The following is a 19555-nucleotide window of genomic DNA, read 5'->3' as shown; positions in this document are numbered from 1 at the left end:
AGCCCCTTAGTTGTAGTTGTCGAGCCGCGGATGAATCTACGACGCGGCGGCAAGCCGCTGAAATTCTTAATTGGCTAAGCGAGCCTTCGGATTTCGCGAAGGCAGCCTTCAATCGCCCGCCGTGAAACGCGCGAAAGCGCGATCAGGCTTCGTCGTCCACGAGGGCTTGCGCACGAAGAAGCGCCTAGCCGGCCAGCGGATTTCCGCCAATCAGGTGTTCGAGCATCTGCCGCGCGGTGACCGAGAGGCTCTCCAGGCTGCGCACGCCGACCTTGAGTTCGCGTTTCGCCCAGGGGTCGGTGAGCGGGATCACCGCGACGTCCAGCGCCGGCAGGAGGCTGCGCACCGCTTCGTCGGGCAGCACGCCGACGCCCATCCCGGTCTGGATCATCCGGCTGATCGCCTCGAAGCTGCGCACCTGGATGCGCATCCGCAGCGGCTCGCCGAGCTGGTGCGCGGTGTGCTGCAGCAGGCTGTGCAACGAGGCATCCTGCTGCAGGCCGATGAAGTCGTAGCCGATGGCATCGCGTAGGCTGACCTGGCTGCGCGACGCCAGCGGATGATCGCGCGGGGTGACCAGCGCCAGTTGGTCGCGGCGATAGCCGAACACCTGCAGTTCGTCGGCCTGCACGTGGCCAGCGAAGATGCCGATGTCGGTGAGGCCCTCGCGCACCGCGCGGATGGTTTCGCTGCTGACCCGCTCCTCGAGGTCGATCTTCACCTCCGGGTGCGCGCGGGCGAAGCGGCTCAGGTCCTCGGGAAGGAATTCGATCACCGCCGAGGTGTTGGCATGGATGCGCACGTGGCCTTTGACGCCGAGGCTGAATTCACTGAGGTCGGCGCTCATCTGGCGCAGGTTGTCGAGCAGGGTGCGCGCGTGGTGCAGTAGCGCGTGGCCCGCCGGGGTCAGCTCGACGCCCTTGGGCTGGCGGTACAGCAACGCGCTGCCGAGCTGGCCTTCCAGGTCGCTGATGCGCTTGCTCACCGCGGCCAGGGCCAGGTGCTCGCGTTCGGCGGCGCGTGTCAGGCTGCGCTCGTCGGCGATGCTGACGAAGAGCTTGAGAGTGACGAAATCGATGCGGCGCATGGGGCTCCTGCATTCGTGGATCACGAATCGAAAGGAGTGAAATCGAACGTTTGGCGATAAAAATCAGCCGGTCTTCGCGTTTGGCGAAGCATAGCTTGGCAATTCATTGATTGTCCGGGGTCAGGCGCTGTTCCATGCTCAGTGCCATACGCAACACATCCTCCGAGGAGAGCAGACATGACCCAGAGCAGCAGCCTGCCGCTGCAGGGCATCAAGGTGGTGGAGATGGGTCAGCTGATCGCCGGCCCCTTCGCCAGCAAGATGCTCGGCGAATTCGGCGCCGACGTGGTGAAGATCGAGCCGCCGGGCGTCGGCGACCCGCTGCGCAAATGGCGCAAGCTCAAGGACGGCACCTCGCTCTGGTGGCACGTGCAATCGCGCAACAAGCGCTCGCTGAGCCTCGACCTGAAAGCCGCCGAAGGCCAGGAAATCGCCCGCCGGCTGATCGCCGAGGCCGACGTGCTGATCGAGAACTTCCGTCCCGGCACTCTCGAGGGCTGGGGCCTGGGCTATCACGAACTGGCGACGTTGAACCCGGAACTGATCATGCTGCGCATCTCCGGTTACGGGCAGACCGGCCCCTATCGCGACCTGCCCGGCTTCGGCGTGATCGGCGAGGCGATGGGCGGGTTACGCCATCTGTCCGGCTACCCGGGCCAGGCACCGGTACGCGTAGGTGTCAGCATCGGCGACTCGCTGTCCTCGCTGTATGGCGTGATCGGCGTGCTGCTGGCCTTGCAGGAGCGGGCGCGCAGCGGTCGGGGCCAGGAGATCGACGTGGCGTTGTACGAGTCGGTGTTCGCCATGATGGAAAGCCTGGTGCCCGAGTACGACGCCTTCGGCTATGTCCGCGAACCGGCCGGCAGCGCGCTGCCGGGCATCACGCCGTCGAATTCCTACCCCTGCAACGACGGCCGCTACGTGTTGATCGCCGGCAATGGCGACTCCATCTACAAGCGTCTGATGCGTCTCATCGGCCGTATGGACCTCGCTGACGATCCTGCCCTGGCGCACAACGACGGGCGCAGCCTGCAGGCCGAGCGGATCGACACGGCGATTTCCGAGTGGACCCTGCAACACGGTCGTGACGAGGTGATCGAGGCCCTGAAGGAGGCCCGCGTACCGGCTGGGTACCCCTACACCGCCGCCGATATCGTGGCCGATCCGCACTACCTGGCCCGCGGCATGATCGAGCAGGTGCAGACCAGCGCCGGTCCGCTGAAGGTGCCGGGCGTGCTGCCCAAGCTGAGCCGCACGCCGGGACGAATTGGTGCCGGCGGCCCGCAGCTGGGCGAACACAGCAACGATGTGCTCGCCGGCCTCGGCCTCAGCGACGCGCAGGTCGCCGGCCTGCGTGAGCGCGGGATCATCTGAAGCCAGCCATCGCCGGTAGCCTGGGTTGAACGACGTGATACCCAGGAGATCCGTCCCGGGTGACGCTGCGCTCGACCCGGGCCACATACCCGACCCAACAGGATTGCTCCATGACCCGTCTCTACATCCAGGAAGTCGCTACCCGCGACGGCTTCCAGATCGAAGCCGACTTCATCCCCACCGAGACCAAGATCGCCCTGATCGACGCGCTTTCGCGCACCGGCCTGGCGAAGATCGAGGCGACCTCGTTCACCTCGCCCAAGGCGATCCCCAACCTGCGCGATGCCGAGGAGGTGATGCGCGGCATCACCCGCGTGCCGGGCGTCGAATACACCGTGCTGGTGCCCAACGTGAAGGGCTGCGAGCGCGCCCTGGCCTGCGGGGTGGACGAGATCAACCTGGTGATGTCGGCCAGCGACACCCACGGCCTGGCCAACCTGCGCATGACGCCGGAGCAGTCGCTGGCGCAGTTCGCCGAGATCATCGATGTAAGCCGCGGCAGCGGCGTGTTCATCAACGCTTCGCTGTCGACCACCTTCGGCTGTCCGTTCGAGGGCCACATCGCGGAAGAACGGGTCTACCACCTGATCGAGCGCTTGCTGGAAATCGGCGTGCAGGGCGTGACGCTGTGCGATACCACCGGCATGGCCAACCCGGCGCAAGTCACGCGGATCTGCCGCGAAACGCTGGCGCGCTGGCCGCAGGTCGACTTCACCCTGCATGTGCACGACACCCGTGGCATGGGCCTGGCCAACGCGCTGGCGGCGTTCCAGGTCGGCATCCGCCGCTTCGACGCCTCCCTCGGCGGGCTCGGTGGCTGCCCCTACGCGCCGGGCGCCACCGGCAATGTCTGCACCGAGGACCTGGTACACATGTTCGCGCAGATGGGCGAGGACACCGGGGTCGACCTCGACGCCCTGCTGGAGGTGGCCGCCGGGCTGCCGGCGATCGTCGGCCACGCCCTGCCCGGGCAGGTACTGAAGGCCGGCAAGGCCGACCGCCGCTACCCGAAACCGCGTTCGCTGCAGGCCTGAAAGCGGCGCATGCGGGTCGCGAAAAAAGCCCGGATGCGCCCCGTTGAAAGTCGCCGGGGTTGGGGTAAGCTCCTGTCTCCGCCCCTCGACTGGACCCTCCATGCTGACCCTCGGCAATCTGTTCCTGCTGCTGTTACTGGCTGGCGCCGGCGCCTGGCTCTGGCATGGCCACGGCGTGCGCGAGCGCGCGTTGATCCTGGCGCGCCAGCATTGCGCGAAGGTGCAGGTGGAACTGCTCGATGAGAACGTCGCCTTCCGCCGTTTCGGCCTGGTCGCCGACAGCCGCGGGCGCAAGCGCTTCGCGCGGGTCTACGCCTTCGAGTTCACCGTCACCGGCGAGCAGCGCCATGCCGGCACCCTGGTGATGTTCGGCAATCACCTCGGCCGTATCGAGCTGGAGGCGCACCCGCTGCCGACCGCCGCCGAGCCGATGCCCGCACCGGTGGTGGAAGTCGCCGCCAGCGCGATCCTGGAAAGCGTGCCGAGCGCCCCACCGACGCCGCGGCGCACCGACAACGTGGTCCGCCTCGACCAGTGGAAGCGCAAGAGCTAGCGGGTCAGAACGACTGCTCCAGCAGGAAGCCGCGCACCAGCACGGCAGTATGCTCGGGGTGTTCCTGCATGAAGCAATGGCCACCGTCGACCGCCTGCTCGCTGAGCGACGGGCTCGCCGCGCACCAGCGCGCCACCGAGGGCGCGATGAAGGCGTAGCTGTCGCGGCCGTGGATCACCCGGGTCGGCGTGCGCACCTGGCGCAGCGTCGGCCACAAGCGCTGCGGCGACGAGGAGAACACCTCGGCCTCGCGGCTCGGCCGGCACTTCAGCTCCACGCCGCCGTCCGCCGCCGGGCGCAGCGCGTGCTCGATGTGCGCGTCCAGCGCCTCCTCGCACCAGCCCTTGAAGATCCCGCGACCCTCGAAATTGGCGCGCACCGCCGGGCGGTCCGGCCAGTGGTTGCGCCGCGCCGCCGCCCGACGCGCCATCTGATGCCGGCCGTACTGTCCGAACAGCGCGGCGAAGCGCATCGCCATCAGCATGCGCGGGCTGAACAGCACCGGGTCGAGCAGCACCGCGCGCTGGAACAGGTCCGGCCGCTCAGCCAGGATCAGGCCGGTGAGCACGCCGCCGAAGCTGTGCCCGAGGGCCAGCCGGGGCACCTGGCCGAACACCTCGCGGCCGGACTCGAAGCACTGCACGGCGAGTTCGGCGCTGCGGTTCCAGCCGACGAAGGTGCCGCCATGGTCGCTTTCGCCGTGGCCCTGGAAATCGCCCAGCCACAGATCGAAATCGTCGCTCAGCCGGCGCAGCAAGGGTTCGTAGGTGCGAGAGCAGAAACCGTTACCGTGGAGGAAATGCAGCAGCGGTTTGCCGGACGGCTCGCTGTGCCAGCCGCGCAGGGTGAATCCCTCGGCGACGGGTAAAGACCAGGGATGCAAGTGCATGAGGGCGCAATCGTTGTTGTTCGAGAAGCGCAGTGTATCCAGTCGCCGTGGACAAGGGCAGAGCGTGGCGACGGCTCGTGATAAGGTCGGGCCTGCCTCGACCGCTCCCTCCCCGGCTCGCCGGGCCACACCATGAGTTCACCCGTGCCACCCCGTTCCCTGCGCCTCATCGTGATGATCCTGCTGCTCGCCGCCGGCCTGCTGCTGGCGATGCATTTCGCCGGGCGCCAGGCCGAACGCCAGGCCCTGCGCGAGCAGAGCGTGCAGGCGCGCGAACAGCTCAGCCTGATCGGCGGCAACCTGCAGACGCTGATCGAGCGCTACCGCTCGCTGCCGGCGGTGCTGGCGCTCGATCCGGAGCTGAAGACGGCCCTGCGCGGCCCGGTGGAAGGCGCGCTGCGCGAGCGGCTCAACCTCAAGCTGGAGGCCATCAACGGCGCCGCGCGCTCGGCGATCCTCGAACTGATGGACCGCGACGGGCTGGCCGTCGCCGCCAGCAACTGGCGCCTGCCGACCAGCTACGTCGGCCACAACTACGGCTACCGGCCGTACTTCTTCGACACCCGCCGCCAGGGCAGCGGGCGCTTCTACGCGGTGGGCGTGGTCAGCGGGATTCCCGGCTACTTCATGTCCCAGGCGATCCGCGACGACGACGGCAGTTTCCTCGGCGCGATCGTGGTCAAGCTGGAGTTTCCCGATCTGGAGGCCGACTGGAGCACGCGCCCGGACCTGATCCTCGCCAGCGACGCCAAGGATGTGGTGTTCCTCGCCAACCGCGCGGCCTGGCGTTACCGCGAGCTGCGCCCGCTGGGCGAGGCCGAGCGCGCCGAGCTCGCGGCCACCCGGCAGTACGACAAGCAGCCGCTGCAGCCGCTTCGCTACAGCGAGCTGCGCACCCTGGGCGAGGACAGCCACCTGCGGCGCGTGGCCGGCCCCGACGGCGCCGAGGACCTGCTCTGGGAATCGATGGCGCTGCCCAACGAGGGCTGGACGCTGCACCTGCTCAGCGCACCGCAGAGCGGCAACGCCGCCCGCGATGCGAGCCTGGCCGCCGGCGGCGCCTGGCTGGCACTGGTCTTCCTCGGCCTGTTCCTGCACCAGCGCTGGCGCCTGGCGCGCCTGCGCCAGCGCAGCCGGGCGGAGCTGGAACGCCTCGTGGAACAACGCACCGCCGACCTGCGCACCGCCCAGGACGGCCTGGTGCAGGCGGCCAAGCTGGCGGCGCTGGGGCAGATGTCCGCCGCGCTGGCACACGAGATCAACCAGCCACTGACCGCCCTGCGCATGCAGTTGGCCAGCCTGCGCCTGCTCTTCGACCAGGGTCAGCTGGAGAAGGCGCGCGCCGCCCTCGCCCGCCACGACGAACTGCTGCAGCGCATGAGCGCACTGACCAGCCACCTGAAGACCTACGCGCGCCGGAGCCCCGGTGGCAACCGCGAGCGCCTCGAGCTGGGCGGCGTGCTGGACAAGGCGGTGCAGCTGCTGGCGCCGAACCTGCGGCAGGCGCAGGTGCACATCGAGCAGCGCGTACAGCGCCCGGCCTGGGTGAGCGGCGATGCGATCCGCATCGAGCAGGTGCTGGTCAACCTGCTGAGCAACGCGCTGGACGCGGTCACCGGCAAGGTCGAGCCGCGCATCCGCCTGAGCCTGCAACGCGATGGCGAACACTGGCTGCTGGAAGTCGCCGACAATGGCGGCGGCATCGCCGAGGAACACCTGAGCAAGGTCTTCGACGCCTTCTTCACCACCAAACCGGCCGGCGCCGGGCTGGGCATCGGCCTGGCCGTATCCGCCGCCATCGTCGGCGAACTCGGCGGCCAGTTGAGCGCCACCAACCTGGCCGACGGCGCGCTGTTCAGCCTGCGCCTGCCGGTCCACACCCCGGAGGAAACAGCATGCGCGGACCGGTGATCCTGGTCGATGACGAGGCGGTGATCCGCCAGGCGGTCGGTGAATGGCTGCAGCTGTCCGGCTACGCCGTGACCCTGTTCGACAACGCCCGGGACTGCCTGGCGAGCCTGGACGCGGACTTCGCCGGCGTGCTGATCAGCGACCTGCGCATGCCCGGCATGGACGGCATGGCGCTGCTGCAGGCGGTGCGCGCGATGGACGCCGAGCTGCCGCTGATCATGGTCACCGGCCACGGCGACGTGCCACAGGCGGTGGAGGCGATGCGCCTGGGCGCCTACGACTTCATCGAGAAACCGGTGGATCCCGAGCGCCTGCTGGAAACCCTTGGACGGGCGCTGGAGAAGCGCCGCCTGGTGCAGGAAAACCGCCGGCTGCGGGCCCAGGTCGAGCACGGCGACGCGCTCGAGTCGCGCCTGCTCGGCGTTTCCCCGGCGATCCGCACGCTGCGCCGGCAGCTGCTGGCGCTGGCGCAGACGCCGGTCAACGTGCTGCTGCGCGGCGAGACCGGCAGCGGCAAGGAGATGGTCGCGCGTTGCCTGCACGACTTCGGCCCGCGCGCGCAGAAGCCCTTCGTCGCCCTCAACTGCGCGGCGATTCCCGAGCACCTGTTCGAGACCGAGCTGTTCGGCCACGAAAGCGGCGCCTTCACCGGCGCCCAGGGCAAGCGCGTCGGCAAGCTGGAGCACGCCGACGGCGGCACGCTGTTTCTCGACGAGATCGAGAGCATGCCGCTGGCGCAGCAGGTCAAGCTGCTGCGCGTGCTGCAGGAGCAACGCCTGGAGCGGCTCGGCTCGAACCAGAGCATCGCCATCGACCTGCGGGTGATCGCCGCGACCAAGCCCGACCTGCGCGAGGAAGTGCGCGCCGGGCGCTTCCGCGAGGACCTGTTCTACCGCCTCAACGTCGCCGAACTGCACTTGCCGGCGCTGCGCGAGCGGCGCGAGGACGTCGCCCTGCTGTTCGCCCATTTCGCCCGCGAGGCGGCCAGCCGGCTCGGTCGCGAGGCCACCGCGCCGACGCCGCTGCACCTGGCGCAACTGCTCAGCCACGACTGGCCGGGCAACGTGCGCGAACTGGCCAACGCCGCCGAACGGCATGTGCTCGGCCTCGACGAAAGCCCGCTGCCGGCCACCGCCGGCGAGCCTTCGCTGGCCGAGCTGATGGAAGCCTACGAGGCGCAGTGCCTGCGCCTGGCGCTGGCGCGCAGCGGGGGCGAGATCAAGACGGCGATGAACCTGCTGCAACTGCCGCGACGCACGCTCAACGAGAAGATGCAGCGCCACGGCCTGGCCCGCGGTGAATTCCTGCGTGACGAGGAATGAGATGATCGGCGCCGCAGGGTGCGCCGTGCGCACCGATAGCCCGTTACACCAGGGATAGGCGAATTTCCGCTTATCCAGCCGCGGCAGTCGGCAGAATTCCGCGCACCAACTCCCCGAAAAATCCACGCAACCCCTCTGAATCGGGCCTTCCAGCCGCTGGCACAGCATCTGCTATGCACTGTCGGCACTCGCGCGGCCGAGGCGGCGCCCAAAAACAACAACATCAGAGGAATAACGATGGATAGCTCCAGCACGCTGTCTGCTTCCAACGCAGAACCCCGCAGCACCTCGCAACGCATCAAATCGATTTTCAGCGGCTCGGTGGGCAATCTGGTCGAGTGGTACGACTGGTACGTCTACGCCGCCTTCTCGCTGTACTTCGCCAAATCCTTCTTCCCCCAGGGCGACCAGACCGCGCAGTTGCTGAACACCGCGGCGATCTTCGCCGTCGGCTTCATCATGCGTCCCATCGGCGGTTGGCTGATGGGCATCTACGCCGACCGCAAGGGCCGCAAGGCTGCGCTGCTGGCCTCGGTGCTGCTGATGTGCTTCGGCTCGCTGATGATCGCGCTGACCCCGAGCTACGAAACCATCGGCGTCGCCGCGCCGGTGCTGCTGGTGGTCGCGCGCCTGCTGCAGGGCCTCTCGGTCGGCGGCGAGTACGGCACCTCGGCGACCTACCTGAGCGAGACGGCGACCAAGGAAAGCCGTGGCTTCTTCTCCAGCTTCCAGTACGTCACGCTGATCTCCGGCCAGCTCATCGCCCTGGCGGTGCTGATCGTCCTGCAGCAGACCCTGACCGTCGAGCAGCTGGAAAGCTGGGGCTGGCGCGTGCCGTTCCTGATCGGCGCGCTGTGCGCGGTGGTCGCCATGTTCCTGCGTCGCGGGATGGAAGAGACCGACTCCTTCACCAAGAAGAAGGACAAGCCGGCCGAAAGCCTGATGCGCACGCTGATGCGTCATCCCAAGGCGGTGTTCACCGTGGTCGGCCTGACCATGGGCGGTACGCTGGCGTTCTACACCTACACCACCTACATGCAGAAATACCTGGTGAACACCGTCGGCATGAGCAAGACCGACTCGACGATGATCTCCGCCGCCACGCTGTTCCTGTTCATGCTGCTGCAGCCGCTGGTCGGCGCGCTTTCCGACAAGATCGGACGGCGCCCGATCCTGATCGCCTTCGGTGTGCTGGGCACGCTGTGCACGGTGCCGATCCTCACCACCCTGCACACCATCCAGACCTGGTGGGGCGCGTTCTTCCTGATCATGGCGGCGCTGATCATCGTTAGCGGCTACACCTCGATCAACGCCGTGGTGAAGGCCGAGCTGTTCCCCACCCAGATCCGCGCCCTCGGCGTCGGCCTGCCGTATGCGCTGACCGTGTCGATCTTCGGCGGCACCGCCGAGTACGTCGCGCTGTGGTTCAAGAGCATCGGCCTGGAAAGCGGTTTCTACTGGTACGTGACCGGCTGCATCGCCTGCTCGCTGCTGGTCTACGTGTTCATGAAGGACACCCGCACCCATTCGCAGATGGACAAGGATTGACTGAGCCGTACTGGCTCTGGCCGCGTTAACCCGTGGCCGTTTTATTCCCGACGACGGGCCCGAAAGGGCCCGTTTTTCGTTCGTAGTGCCGTCGAATAAACCGTTCGCCCGCCCCGCATCCACCGCGCCGGGCCCCTTGGTGCGCATGGCGCACCCTACGCAGGGCACTGTCACCGGTCGGGGGGATTGGAATGCACCGCTCGCTCGGCCCGTAGGGTGCGCCGCGCGCACCACAACCACTGCGCCGGGACCGATGGTGCGCATGGCGCACCCTACGCAGCGTAACGATCAGGAAGGTGTTGTTTGCCCGGCCACCGCGAATGCGCCGCTCGCCCCCCCCGTAGGGTGCGCCGCGCGCACCACAACCACTGCGCCGGGACCCATGGTGCGCATGGCGCACCCTACAGGGCACCGATCAGGAAGGTGTTGTTTGCCCGGCCACCGCGAATGCACCGCTCGCCCGCCCCGTAGGGTGCGCCGCGCGCACCGCAACCACCGCGCCGGGACCCATGGTGCGCATTGCGCACCCTACGTAGCGGGAGTGTGTTGTTTGTCAGACCACCACTGGGTGGGCTTCAGCCCACCACCGCCCTGTCATCCGGCAAGCGACACGCCTCCAGCCCCACCGACAGCGCCTCGACATCCTGCGCCTTGGTGAAGATCAGCTCGATCCGCGAATCGCGGCGCCACTCGCTGTCGCGCCAGTGCAGGGCCTCGCCGTCCAGCGCATTGCCCGACAGCCAGCCGGCGTCGCTGCGCACCACCAGCTTGGCGCGCCGCCAGGGCAGCGCCGTCAGCCACTGCTGCAGCCGCGACAGCTCGAAACACTGGCTTGGGTGCCAGCGCCAGCCGATGCTCCAGCCGTCCGCCTGCTCCTGCGCCTGGCGGATCGCCTGCGTGGGATCACGCCAGAGCGCCGCGGGCGTGGAGGCGCCATCCGGCAGCGCGGCGACGTCACCGCCGGTCTCGCCGGTGGCCGCGTGGCCGGGCAGATCGGCCAGGGCCAGCTCGCCATTCCGGGTCCAGTGCCAGGGCCGCGCGGGCAATCCGGCGAGCACCCTGGCGCGCGTGGCCTCGTCGAGGTCTTCCGCCTTGTTCAGCAACAACAGGCCGGCCTCGCCCAGCGCGCCGCGCTGGCTGTCCGGTAGCTTCTGGCCGGCCGCCAGCGCGGCGGCGTCGAGCACCATCACCAGCGGATGAACCGCCAGCACGCCGACCCACGGCGGCTCGTTCAGTTGGCGAAGCAGCTCGGCGGGATGACCGAGCCCGGACGGCTCGATGAACAGCCGGTCGGGCCGTGCCTTGCGCAGCAGCCGGCCCAGGCCGACCTGGAAGGGCGCGCCATTGACGCAGCACAGGCAGCCGCCGGCGACCTCGGCGAAGCTGACACCGTCGGCGTCGGTACTGAGCAGCGCGGCATCGAGCCCGATTAGGCCAAACTCGTTGATCAGCACCGCCCAGCGCTCGGCCGCCGGCTTCTGCGCCAGCAGGTGGCGGATCAGGCTGGTCTTGCCGGCGCCCAACGGGCCGGCGATGAGATGGGTCGGGATGTTCTTCAGCATCTGCACATGGTGCGGTTTCGTTCGCCATCGGTGAAGCCCCGTGCGCTCAACGACGCCGATTCGGCGTGCTAAAGTCGCCGGCCTTCCATGGGAGATGCCGATGCGCGCCCTACTCTTGAGCCTGCTGCTGTTGCCTGGTCTGGCGTTCGCCGAGGCCTGCGTGGTGCACAGCCAGGACGAGCACGTCGAAGTGAAGATCTGCCAGCAGAACCGCAGCATTCCCAGCGGCCTGTTCCGCAGCGGCTACTGCGAGCCGCAACTCAAGGATCAGAAGGTCGACGTGAGTTTCGTCGAGCAGTGCCCGAGCGGCGCCTTCGGCGTGTGCAGCGGCGCGCGCACCTCCAACATGCCCTACCTCGAAGACATCCACTACTACGGCGTGGCCAGCGATGCGCGCTTCCTCAAACCGGCCTGCGAGGGCCAGAGCCAGGGTCAGTGGATTACCCCGAAGGCGGACTGAACGACACCGCTAGGCGGCCTCCGTCCAGGGCCCGAAGGGGTCGGGAAGCTGCAACCAGGCCTCCGCGCCGAGGGCCATTTCCGCCTCGCTGAGCAGGCAGGCGTCGAGCTCGGCGGTGAGCCGGTCGAAGTCGATGTTCTGCCCGATGAACACCAGTTCCTGGCGGCAATCGCCGCTGTCCGCGCTCCAGTGGCGCATGATCGTGCGCACCCCTTCGTCGTCATCCGGCCACTGGTTCTTCGGCACGAAGTGCCACCAGCGCCCGGCGTAGCCATAACGCATCAGCCCGCCGGCCTGCGACCAGCTGCCGGCCTCCTGCGGCTTGCTCGCCAGCCAGAAGAAGCCCTTGGAGCGCAGCAGGCGGCCATTGGTCCATTCGCGGTTGAGCAAGGCGAAGAACCGTTGCGGATGAAACGGCCGCCGCGCGCGGTAGGCGCCGGAGGCGATGCCGTATTCCTCGGTTTCGGGAATGTGCTCGCCGCGCATTTCCTTCAGCCAGCCGGGCGCCTGGGCAGCGCGCTCGAAGTCGAAGCGGCCGGTGTCGAGAATCTTCTCCAGCGGCACCGCACCCATGCTCATTGGCAGGATCTCGGCATGGGTATTGAGCCGGCGCAGGATCGCCATCAGCTCCTCGCGCTCGGCCGAGGCGATTAGGTCGATCTTGCTGATCAGGATGACGTCGGCGAACTCCACCTGATCGATCAGCAGGTCGGTGATCGAACGTTCGTCGTCCTCGCCCAGGCTTTCACCGCGGCTGGCGAGGCTGTCGGCGGCATGCAGATCGAGGAGGAAATTCACCCCGTCGACCACCGTGACCAGCGTGTCGAGGCGCGCCAGGTCGGCCAGGCTCTGCCCCTGCTCGTCGCGGAAGGTGAAGGTTTCCGCCACCGGCAGCGGCTCGGCGATCCCGGTGGACTCGATCAGCAGGTAATCGAAAAGGCCTTCACGGGCCAGCCGGCTGACTTCCTCCAGCAGGTCCTCGCGCAGCGTGCAGCAGATGCAGCCGTTGCTCATCTCGACGAGCTTTTCCTCGGCGCGGTTGAGGACGACGTCGCGCTGCACTTCGCTGCCGTCGATGTTTATCTCGCTCATGTCGTTGACGATCACCGCCACACGCAGGTTTTCGCGGTTTCTCAGCACATGGTTGAGCACGGTACTCTTGCCGGCGCCGAGGAAGCCGGACAGCACGGTGACGGGAAGACGGTGGGTCATGCGGGTTACCTCATCGGGCATCACGTAGGTGTTTTTGCCGCCGCTTCCGGTTTCGCTCAGGGCGGCTCTTTTTGTTATACCATAACATTTAAAGACGACTGGAAAATCGCCCGTGTCGATGAAATCGCTTTCGCTGATCCGCTGCAGTTTCGTCCTCGCCCTGCTCGCCTGCGGACCGGCACAGGCACGCCTGCTGTTGCCGCTGCCGAAGACAGATTGTCTGCGCAGCGCCAATCTGCTGGTCTGCGAAGACCGCCTGGGCAATGCCTATGCGGTGGCGAAAGTCGGCTCGGATACCTATCTGCGTGGCTACGACAGCCTGAGCGGCCGCCATTGGCGCCAGACCAGCAGCCGCTACGGCCGGCTGACCTTCTTCAGCGGCATCGCCAGCGATGGCGAGATCTGGATCGGCTCCAGCCGCCGGCTCGGCTGGAACGACGTCAGCCGGCTTTCCTCGTCGAGCGGCACCCGTGGCTCGGTAACCTGTAATCGCCTGGTCGGTTGCCAATAGGCTCTCGATGAGCCGAAAGCCTGCATCCATGCATGTTCCACATGGAACCCTTTGAAAAATCATGCGTTTTGCCCTCTGCCGGGAGGCACGTAGGGCCAGCCGACAGAAGGCGGTCTTTTGACGTCAAGGCAGGGAACTTATCGCCGATAGCCTTGTTGTGCCGCCTTCGCGTGCACCTCACAGCGGATTTTCCGCAGCACCGCAGCCGGTTCTCCCGGCGTTTGACGTATCGATGTCGGGCCATCGCCCGCCTGGAAGCACGATGAAGAAGCCTGCTTTGCTGAATACCCGCCGCGGGCGTGCCGCGTTCCTGGGCCTTTTCCTGGCTGTCGCGCTGCTCGCCGGCGCCGCCTGGCAATTCTGGCCGCAGGCAGCAAAGCCCGCCGCCAGCGGCGCGGCCGCGTTGATGCTGGAGCAACTGAAGGAATCGACCCAGCCGTGGCTGGAGAACCGCCGCGACCTGTCCACGCTGGTCGCCGACCTGCGCGACAAACGCATCGCTAGCGCCGCGCTGGATCGCGACGCGGTCTACATCAGCACCAAGGACGGCGCTCGCTACTGGTTGCCGGACCAGTCCGGCCGTATCGCCGACCTGCTGCTGCAGCGCTACGCCGACGGCAGTGGCGAACTCTTCCCGCTCAGCCTGTTCCGCACCGATGGCGAGGCGCCCTGGTATGCCGGCGCACTGCCCTATGCGCCGTTCGGCGTGCTCGCGTTGCTCCTGCTGGCAGCGCTGGCGGTGAAAATGCGCCCGTATGCGGTCCTGCGCAAAAGTACCGGGGTCGGCTTCGACGACGTGATCGGCGCCCACGAAGCCAAGCAGGCACTGACCGACGTTACCGCCTACCTGCGCGACCCCAGCGCGTTCGTCGAACTGGGTGCGCGGCCGCCACGCGGCGTGCTGCTGACCGGCGAGCCCGGCACCGGCAAGACGCAACTGGCCAAGGCCCTGGCCAGCGAGGCCAACGCAGCGTTCATCCAGGTCACCGGCAGCGACTTCTCCTCGATGTATTTCGGCGTCGGCATCCAGAAGGTCAAGGCTCTGTTTCAGGCCGCGCGGCGCCAGGCGCCGTGCATCATCTTCATCGACGAGATCGACGGCATCGGCAAGCGCTCCGAGCAGACTCGCTCCAGCGACGCCGAGGGCAACCGCATCATCAACCGCTTCCTCACCGAGATGGACGGCTTCGACGCCAGCTCAGGCGTGCTGGTGGTGGGCGCGACCAACTTCCCCAACTCGCTGGACGCCGCGCTGCTGCGTGAAGGGCGTTTCGACCGCTCGATCGCCGTGGGCCTGCCGACGCTGGCCGACCGCGGCGCGCTGTTCCGCCTCTACGCCGGCAAGCTGCGCCGCGCCGCCGACATCGACTTCGCCCAGCTGGCACGCAACAGCGTCGGCCTGACCCCCGCGGCGATCGCCTCGATCGTCAACCAGGCAGCCCTGCTCGCCGCCCGCGACCGCGCCGCGCGGGTCGAGATGGAGCACATGGTGGAGGCCATCGAAATCAGCCGCATCGGCGCCAAACCGGACGGCGTCACCCCGCTCTCCGACGCCGAGCGCACGCGCATCGCCGTGCACGAGGCCGGCCACGCGCTGGTCGCCGCCGCGCTGAACACCGGCCGGGTGGAGAAAGTCACCATCCTGCCGCGCGGCCAGGCCCTCGGCGTGACGCTGGTGACGCCGCTGGAAGACAAGCGCCTGCACCTGGAATCCGAACTGCGCGGACGCATCCAGATGCTGCTCGCCGGACGTAACGCCGAGCAGCTGTATTTCCACGAAGTCTCGTCCGGTGCCGGGCAGGACCTGCAGGAAGCCTCGAAGCTGGCGCTGTCGATGGTCGGCGCGCTGGGCATGGGCCCAGCCGGCTCGCTGCTCAGCCTGCAGGCGGTGCGCGAGGCGCACATCGAATTCGACAGCAGCGAAACGCTGCACTCGGCCGATGCCCTGCTGCAGCAGCTCAACCGTGAATGCTTCGCCCTGCTGCAGCGGATGAAGCCGGCCCTGGACGAAATCAGCCAGCGCCTGCTGGACGAGGAAAGCGTGCCGGGTGAAGCCGTGGTGGAGGCCATCGCCCGGTTGCCGGTGCACGACCTGGAGATGGCACTGAAGCCGCTGCGCCAGCGTGCCCACGGCGGCCTGGAACGTGTCGCCCTGAGCGCCTACGACCAGGAGCAGCCGTTCAAGCTTGGCGCAGCGCCGGCCGAGCCGGACGAAGAAGGTCCCGGCATGGCCTGAGCGGCGTCACTCCGCCGACGCGATCTGGTGATACAGCTCGAAGCCGCGCGCCTTGTAGTTGGCCAGCGCGGCCGGGTGATCCAGGCTGCAGGTGTGCAGCCAGATGCGCTCAGTCCCCGGCCAGTTCCAGCCCGAGGCGACCGCGTGGGACAGCAGAGGCCCGCCCAGCCCCTGGCCGGAGAATTCCGGCGCCAGGCCGAAATAGAGAATCTCGACGTTGCGCTCATCCGGGCGATACAGCTCGTAATAGCCGGCGATGGCGCCGCGCTGGTAAGCCACCCAGGTGCGGTGCGCGGGGTTTTCCACCAGTTCACGCCATTGCGCGTCGCTCCATGACAGCTTGTCGGTCCATTCCCAGGGACCGCCGACCAACTGGTAGAGAAAGCGGTTCAGGGCGAACTGCGGCTGCTCGCATTCGACGACACTCAACCCGGCCGGCAGCGGCTTGGCGCGCAACGCCTGCGACTGGTTCATTTCCAGGTAGTAGGTGATCAATTCGCTCATGGCCGAGGCTTCCCTTTTTCCGAGGACGGCCAAGGTACCTAGCTCGACGGCGAAGTAAAACCCACCCACGCCCTTTCAGGCATACAGGTCGGCGCGGGACCAGGGCAGCTCGTGGGAGCCGTCTTCCCGCGGCTTTACCGCGAGGATCTGGTGCAGGTTGATCCAGTTGCGCCCGAAGCCATAGGCGCAGCCGGCCAGGTAGAGCCGCCAGATGCGCAGCGCCTCCTCCGGAACCAGCGCCCTGGCCTGCTCCAGCCGCGCCTCCAGCCTTCCGCTCCACAGCTCCAGGGTACGCGCGTAGTGCCGGCGCAGGCTTTCCACATCGACGATTTCCAGCCCGGCATCGCTGATCTGCGCACTGATCATCGCCAGGTGCGGCAGCTCTCCGTGGGGAAACACATAGCGCCCGATGAAATCGCCGGCGCCGTGGCCGACCGGGCGTCCGTCGGTGTGGCGCGCGGTGATGCCGTGGTTCATCACCAGCCCGCCCGGACGCACCGCGTTGAACAGCGTGCGGCAATACAGCGGCAGGTTGGCGTGACCGACGTGCTCGAACATGCCGACGCTGACCACCTTGTCGAAACGGCCGTCCTGCGGCAACTCGCGATAATCCATCAGTTCCAGTTGCACCTGCCCGGCAAGGCCGTCGTCGGCCACGCGCTGGCGCGCCAGCTCCAGCTGGGCGCGGCTGAGCGTGATGCCGAACACCTCGGCACCGAACTCCCGCGCGGCGAAACGCGCCAGCCCGCCCCATCCGCAGCCGACGTCCAGCAGTCGGTCGCCGGGCTGCAGGCGCAGCTTGCGACACAGGTGGCGCAGCTTGGCCTGCTGCGCCTGGTCGAGGTCTTCCCCGCCGGTTTCGAAATAGGCGCAGGAATAGACCATGTCCTGGTCCAGCCAGAGTCGGTAGAAGTCGTTGGAAAGGTCGTAGTGATAGGAGATCGCCGCCGCATCGGTGGCCTTGTCATGGGCCTGGCGACTCGGTGCAGTGCCCGTATCTTCACCGATCAGGGCCCGGCACAGGCTGTCGGCGATACGGATGACTTCGAGTATCGGCCCCTCCAGCCCGAGGCGGCCTTCGACATAACTGCTGCCCAGCAGGTCCAGGCTGGGCCTGGCGAGCTGGCCGACCAGCGCCGGGTCATTCACCACCAACGTGACCACAGGGCTGGGGCCCAGGACGACGTGGCTACCGTCCCAGAGGCGCAACTGCACCGGAAGGTGCAAGTCACGCAAGGCTGTCATGAGCGGCGCGAACATGAGGAAGTCCTCCTGCAACAGGCAGGACTACGATAAGCCCCTATTCGATAGGTGTCATGCTATCTACCCGATAGACGAAACCTTTCCTCCTACGCAGGAAAATCGCGGCGCGGATTTCGATCAGGAGTATTCGCCCGGCATCGCCCCGCCGACGCGCGCGCCGATGACCATCTCGGTCGCCCAGCCGGTCAGCACGGAGGTATAGGCCTGCTGGCAGGTCTCGCCGCTGAGCGCGTGGTCGGCGCCGTCGATGATGCGGTGGGTCAGCGAGTGGGTTTTCTGGAAGGCCGCGCGGTAATTCATGATCGTCTCGTGGGGGACGAAATCATCGTGCTCGGACTCGACGATCAGCACGTCGCCGGTGAAGGCCGCGCAGGCGGCCAGCGCACGGTTCTCGCTGGGCAGCACGCGGGTGCGCCGGTACTGGGCGAGGTCGACGCGGTCCAGGCTGCGTTTGGGCAGCGTCCAGTCCTCGTCGCGGTAAAGCGCCGGCACTCGCAGCGCCAGCCAGCGCACCGGCCGCAGGGTGGTGAGAATGGCCGCCAGGTAGCCGCCGTAGCTGGTGCCGACCACGGCGATCGCCGAGGTGTCGATGCCCGGGTGCGCGGCGAGGCGGTCATAGGCGGCGAGGATGTCGCTGAGATTGTCCTCGCGGGAAACCGTCTCCTGCTGCTCGCGGGTTTGCGCATGACCGCGCAGGTCGAAGGTCAGGCACACACAACCCAGCCCGGCGATGCCGCGCGCGCGCGCGATGTCGCGCGCCTGGCTGCCGCCCCAGCCGTGGACGAACAGCACGCCGGGGATTTTCGAGCGGGGAACCAGGAACGTACCGGCGATCTGTTCGCCGGCGACTTCCACTTCGATGTCGAGTGTTTCGCTACGTGCCTTCATACGCCTCCACCGTCACGCATTTGGTCATGAAGCCGATTTCCGGATCGAGACCGCGAAACAGCACCGAGGCATGCGTCGGCGGCTGACGGGCTTCGCCGAAGAACTCCAGCGAAGACGCCCGCACGCGGGTCACGGTCGGGTCGGCATGAAAGGTTTCCAGCGCGGCGATTTCCGCGCTGCTGGCACCGCCGATGCGCCAGGACTGCTCCAGCACGCCGGAGCGCTGCCGGCCGTGCGCGTCGCGGCCCTGGGCGACGTCATAGTTGCGCCGCGACGCGATCAGCGCGGGGAAGCAGGCGCTCGCCGCGGCGTCGTAGCGCTGGCTCTGGCTCACCGCCAGGCGCACGGGGTCGGGCAGATCCAGTCGCAGCAGGGCGTCGAAATCGCCGCGCACCACGACCAGGTCGGAGCCGCCATAGACCGTCTCGCCGGCGTTGTCCTCGGTGAGCCGCTGGCGGCCGTGATAGGTCGCCAGCAGTTCACCGATGCGTACCTGGCCGACGCTGTAGGTCAGCACCTCGTCCAGATGCTGCTCCAGCACCAGGCCGAAGGCATTCACTTCGTCGACGTCCTGGGCAGCGAGCGCCTGCTCCAGCGCGTCGGCATCCTCGACCAGCCACTGTCCACGTCCGGCGGTGGCGCGTACCGGCTTGACCCGCATGCGCCCCTGCCGCAGCAGCCGCTGTCCGGCCTCGCGGGCATCGCCCAGGTCGAACGCGGTGAAGCCGTCGAGCAGCGCATCCCCGGCCTGCGCGGCGAAGGTTTCCGGCCAACCCTGCGGTGCCTGTGCGCCCGCGCCCACCAGCCCGTGACTGATCGCCTTGGTTGCCACGAAGGGCAGTGGAACCACGCCGCCGAACAGGTCCTGCTCGTTGGCGACACCGAGCGCGCGAGCCTCCTCGAGGCCGATCAGGGTCCCGCTGGGGACCAGATACAGCGACTCGGCAAGCGCCTGCTCGGGGTTGAACTCGCCGTAATAGGGCAGCCCTTGAAGGCCGGCGATGCGCCGCGCCAGTTCGCCCAGCGAGACCCGCTCGTGCTGGGCCTCGTGTGCGCGATTCGGATAGAGGGCGACGGCCGCATGGGCAGTATGGGAGGTGTTTCGAGCTGTCATCGCATCGCTCCCCGGGCTGGATCGTCCCGCTGCCAACGTGGCGGGACGCACGGAACCACTTACCCGGTAGACCCGGACAGGTCGCGA

The 19555-nt window shown here is 67.8% G+C and carries 17 protein-coding genes; 9 read left to right on the top strand and 8 right to left on the bottom strand.

The window, feature by feature from the left end:
- Window positions 1-184: 184 nt before the first annotated feature.
- A complete protein-coding gene (locus tag B3E91_RS10260; RefSeq protein WP_273233916.1) occupies window positions 185-1087 on the bottom strand; it encodes a LysR family transcriptional regulator in 903 nt (300 codons plus the stop codon).
- 177 nt (window positions 1088-1264) lie between these two features.
- Between B3E91_RS10260 and B3E91_RS10255 the strand changes: the two genes are divergently transcribed.
- The 3 genes from B3E91_RS10255 (at window position 1265) to B3E91_RS10245 (ending at window position 4048) form a co-directional block, all read left to right on the top strand.
- Window positions 1265-2461, top strand: coding sequence for a CaiB/BaiF CoA transferase family protein (locus B3E91_RS10255; protein WP_287029330.1), 1197 nt, complete (start codon window positions 1265-1267; stop codon window positions 2459-2461).
- Window positions 2462-2571: 110 nt separating this feature from the next.
- Window positions 2572-3495 carry a hydroxymethylglutaryl-CoA lyase gene (locus B3E91_RS10250; RefSeq protein ID WP_287029329.1) on the top strand — a complete coding sequence of 308 codons (924 nt, stop codon included), beginning with the start codon at window positions 2572-2574 and terminating at the stop codon, window positions 3493-3495.
- Window positions 3496-3595: 100 nt separating this feature from the next.
- A complete protein-coding gene (locus B3E91_RS10245) occupies window positions 3596-4048 on the top strand; it encodes a DUF3301 domain-containing protein (protein WP_273233911.1) in 453 nt (150 codons plus the stop codon).
- A gap of 4 nt (window positions 4049-4052) precedes the next feature.
- Here B3E91_RS10245 and B3E91_RS10240 read toward each other — a convergent pair whose 3' ends face one another.
- Window positions 4053-4937: an alpha/beta fold hydrolase gene (locus tag B3E91_RS10240; RefSeq protein WP_287029328.1), complete on the bottom strand. Its 885-nt coding sequence runs from the start codon at window positions 4935-4937 to the stop codon at window positions 4053-4055.
- 174 nt (window positions 4938-5111) lie between these two features.
- Here B3E91_RS10240 and B3E91_RS10235 point away from each other — a divergent pair, with 174 nt between their 5' ends.
- From B3E91_RS10235 to B3E91_RS10225, 3 genes are all read left to right on the top strand, one after another.
- Entirely contained in the window at window positions 5112-6848 is a 1737-nt protein-coding gene (locus tag B3E91_RS10235; protein ID WP_414708236.1) for a sensor histidine kinase, read from the top strand.
- A complete protein-coding gene (locus tag B3E91_RS10230) occupies window positions 6833-8170 on the top strand; it encodes a sigma-54-dependent transcriptional regulator (protein WP_287029326.1) in 1338 nt (445 codons plus the stop codon). Before B3E91_RS10235 ends, B3E91_RS10230 begins: the two co-directional genes overlap by 16 nt.
- A 237-nt stretch (window positions 8171-8407) precedes the next feature.
- Window positions 8408-9718 carry an MFS transporter gene (locus tag B3E91_RS10225; protein WP_273233907.1) on the top strand — a complete coding sequence of 437 codons (1311 nt, stop codon included), beginning with the start codon at window positions 8408-8410 and terminating at the stop codon, window positions 9716-9718.
- A gap of 575 nt (window positions 9719-10293) precedes the next feature.
- On the opposite strand, the gene B3E91_RS10220 is transcribed toward B3E91_RS10225, so the two are convergent.
- Window positions 10294-11280, bottom strand: a complete 987-nt coding sequence (locus B3E91_RS10220; RefSeq protein WP_287029325.1) for a CobW family GTP-binding protein — start codon at window positions 11278-11280, stop codon at window positions 10294-10296.
- A gap of 100 nt (window positions 11281-11380) precedes the next feature.
- On the opposite strand from B3E91_RS10220, the gene B3E91_RS10215 reads away from it, so the two are divergent.
- Window positions 11381-11740, top strand: coding sequence for an NADH:ubiquinone oxidoreductase (locus B3E91_RS10215; RefSeq protein ID WP_287029324.1), 360 nt, complete (start codon window positions 11381-11383; stop codon window positions 11738-11740).
- A 9-nt stretch (window positions 11741-11749) separates the two neighbouring features.
- On the opposite strand, the gene zigA is transcribed toward B3E91_RS10215, so the two are convergent.
- Entirely contained in the window at window positions 11750-12952 is a 1203-nt protein-coding gene (gene zigA, locus B3E91_RS10210; protein ID WP_287029323.1) for a zinc metallochaperone GTPase ZigA, read from the bottom strand.
- Window positions 12953-13070: 118 nt separating this feature from the next.
- On the opposite strand from zigA, the gene B3E91_RS10205 reads away from it, so the two are divergent.
- Window positions 13071-13463, top strand: coding sequence for a glutamine synthetase (locus B3E91_RS10205; protein WP_287029347.1), 393 nt, complete (start codon window positions 13071-13073; stop codon window positions 13461-13463).
- A 262-nt stretch (window positions 13464-13725) separates the two neighbouring features.
- Complete coding sequence (locus tag B3E91_RS10200; protein ID WP_287029321.1) at window positions 13726-15699, top strand: AAA family ATPase; 1974 nt, start codon at window positions 13726-13728, stop codon at window positions 15697-15699.
- A gap of 6 nt (window positions 15700-15705) precedes the next feature.
- On the opposite strand, the gene B3E91_RS10195 is transcribed toward B3E91_RS10200, so the two are convergent.
- The 4 genes from B3E91_RS10195 to B3E91_RS10180 form a co-directional block, all read right to left on the bottom strand.
- Window positions 15706-16203, bottom strand: a complete 498-nt coding sequence (locus B3E91_RS10195) for a GNAT family N-acetyltransferase (protein ID WP_287029320.1) — start codon at window positions 16201-16203, stop codon at window positions 15706-15708.
- Window positions 16204-16278: 75 nt separating this feature from the next.
- Entirely contained in the window at window positions 16279-17463 is a 1185-nt protein-coding gene (cfaB, locus tag B3E91_RS10190) for a C17 cyclopropane fatty acid synthase CfaB (RefSeq protein ID WP_287029319.1), read from the bottom strand.
- Window positions 17464-17583: 120 nt separating this feature from the next.
- Window positions 17584-18354, bottom strand: a complete 771-nt coding sequence (locus tag B3E91_RS10185) for an alpha/beta hydrolase family protein (protein ID WP_273233900.1) — start codon at window positions 18352-18354, stop codon at window positions 17584-17586.
- Complete coding sequence (locus B3E91_RS10180) at window positions 18341-19468, bottom strand: DUF3182 family protein (RefSeq protein WP_287029318.1); 1128 nt, start codon at window positions 19466-19468, stop codon at window positions 18341-18343. The genes B3E91_RS10185 and B3E91_RS10180 overlap by 14 nt, the downstream gene beginning before the upstream one ends.
- Between the last annotated feature and the right edge of the window lie 87 nt (window positions 19469-19555).

The organism is Pseudomonas sp. UBA6310, from assembly GCF_002438225.1.
Classification (GTDB): Bacteria; Pseudomonadota; Gammaproteobacteria; order Pseudomonadales; family Pseudomonadaceae; genus Pseudomonas_O; species Pseudomonas_O kuykendallii.
This window is presented reverse-complemented; position numbering and strand designations above follow the sequence as displayed.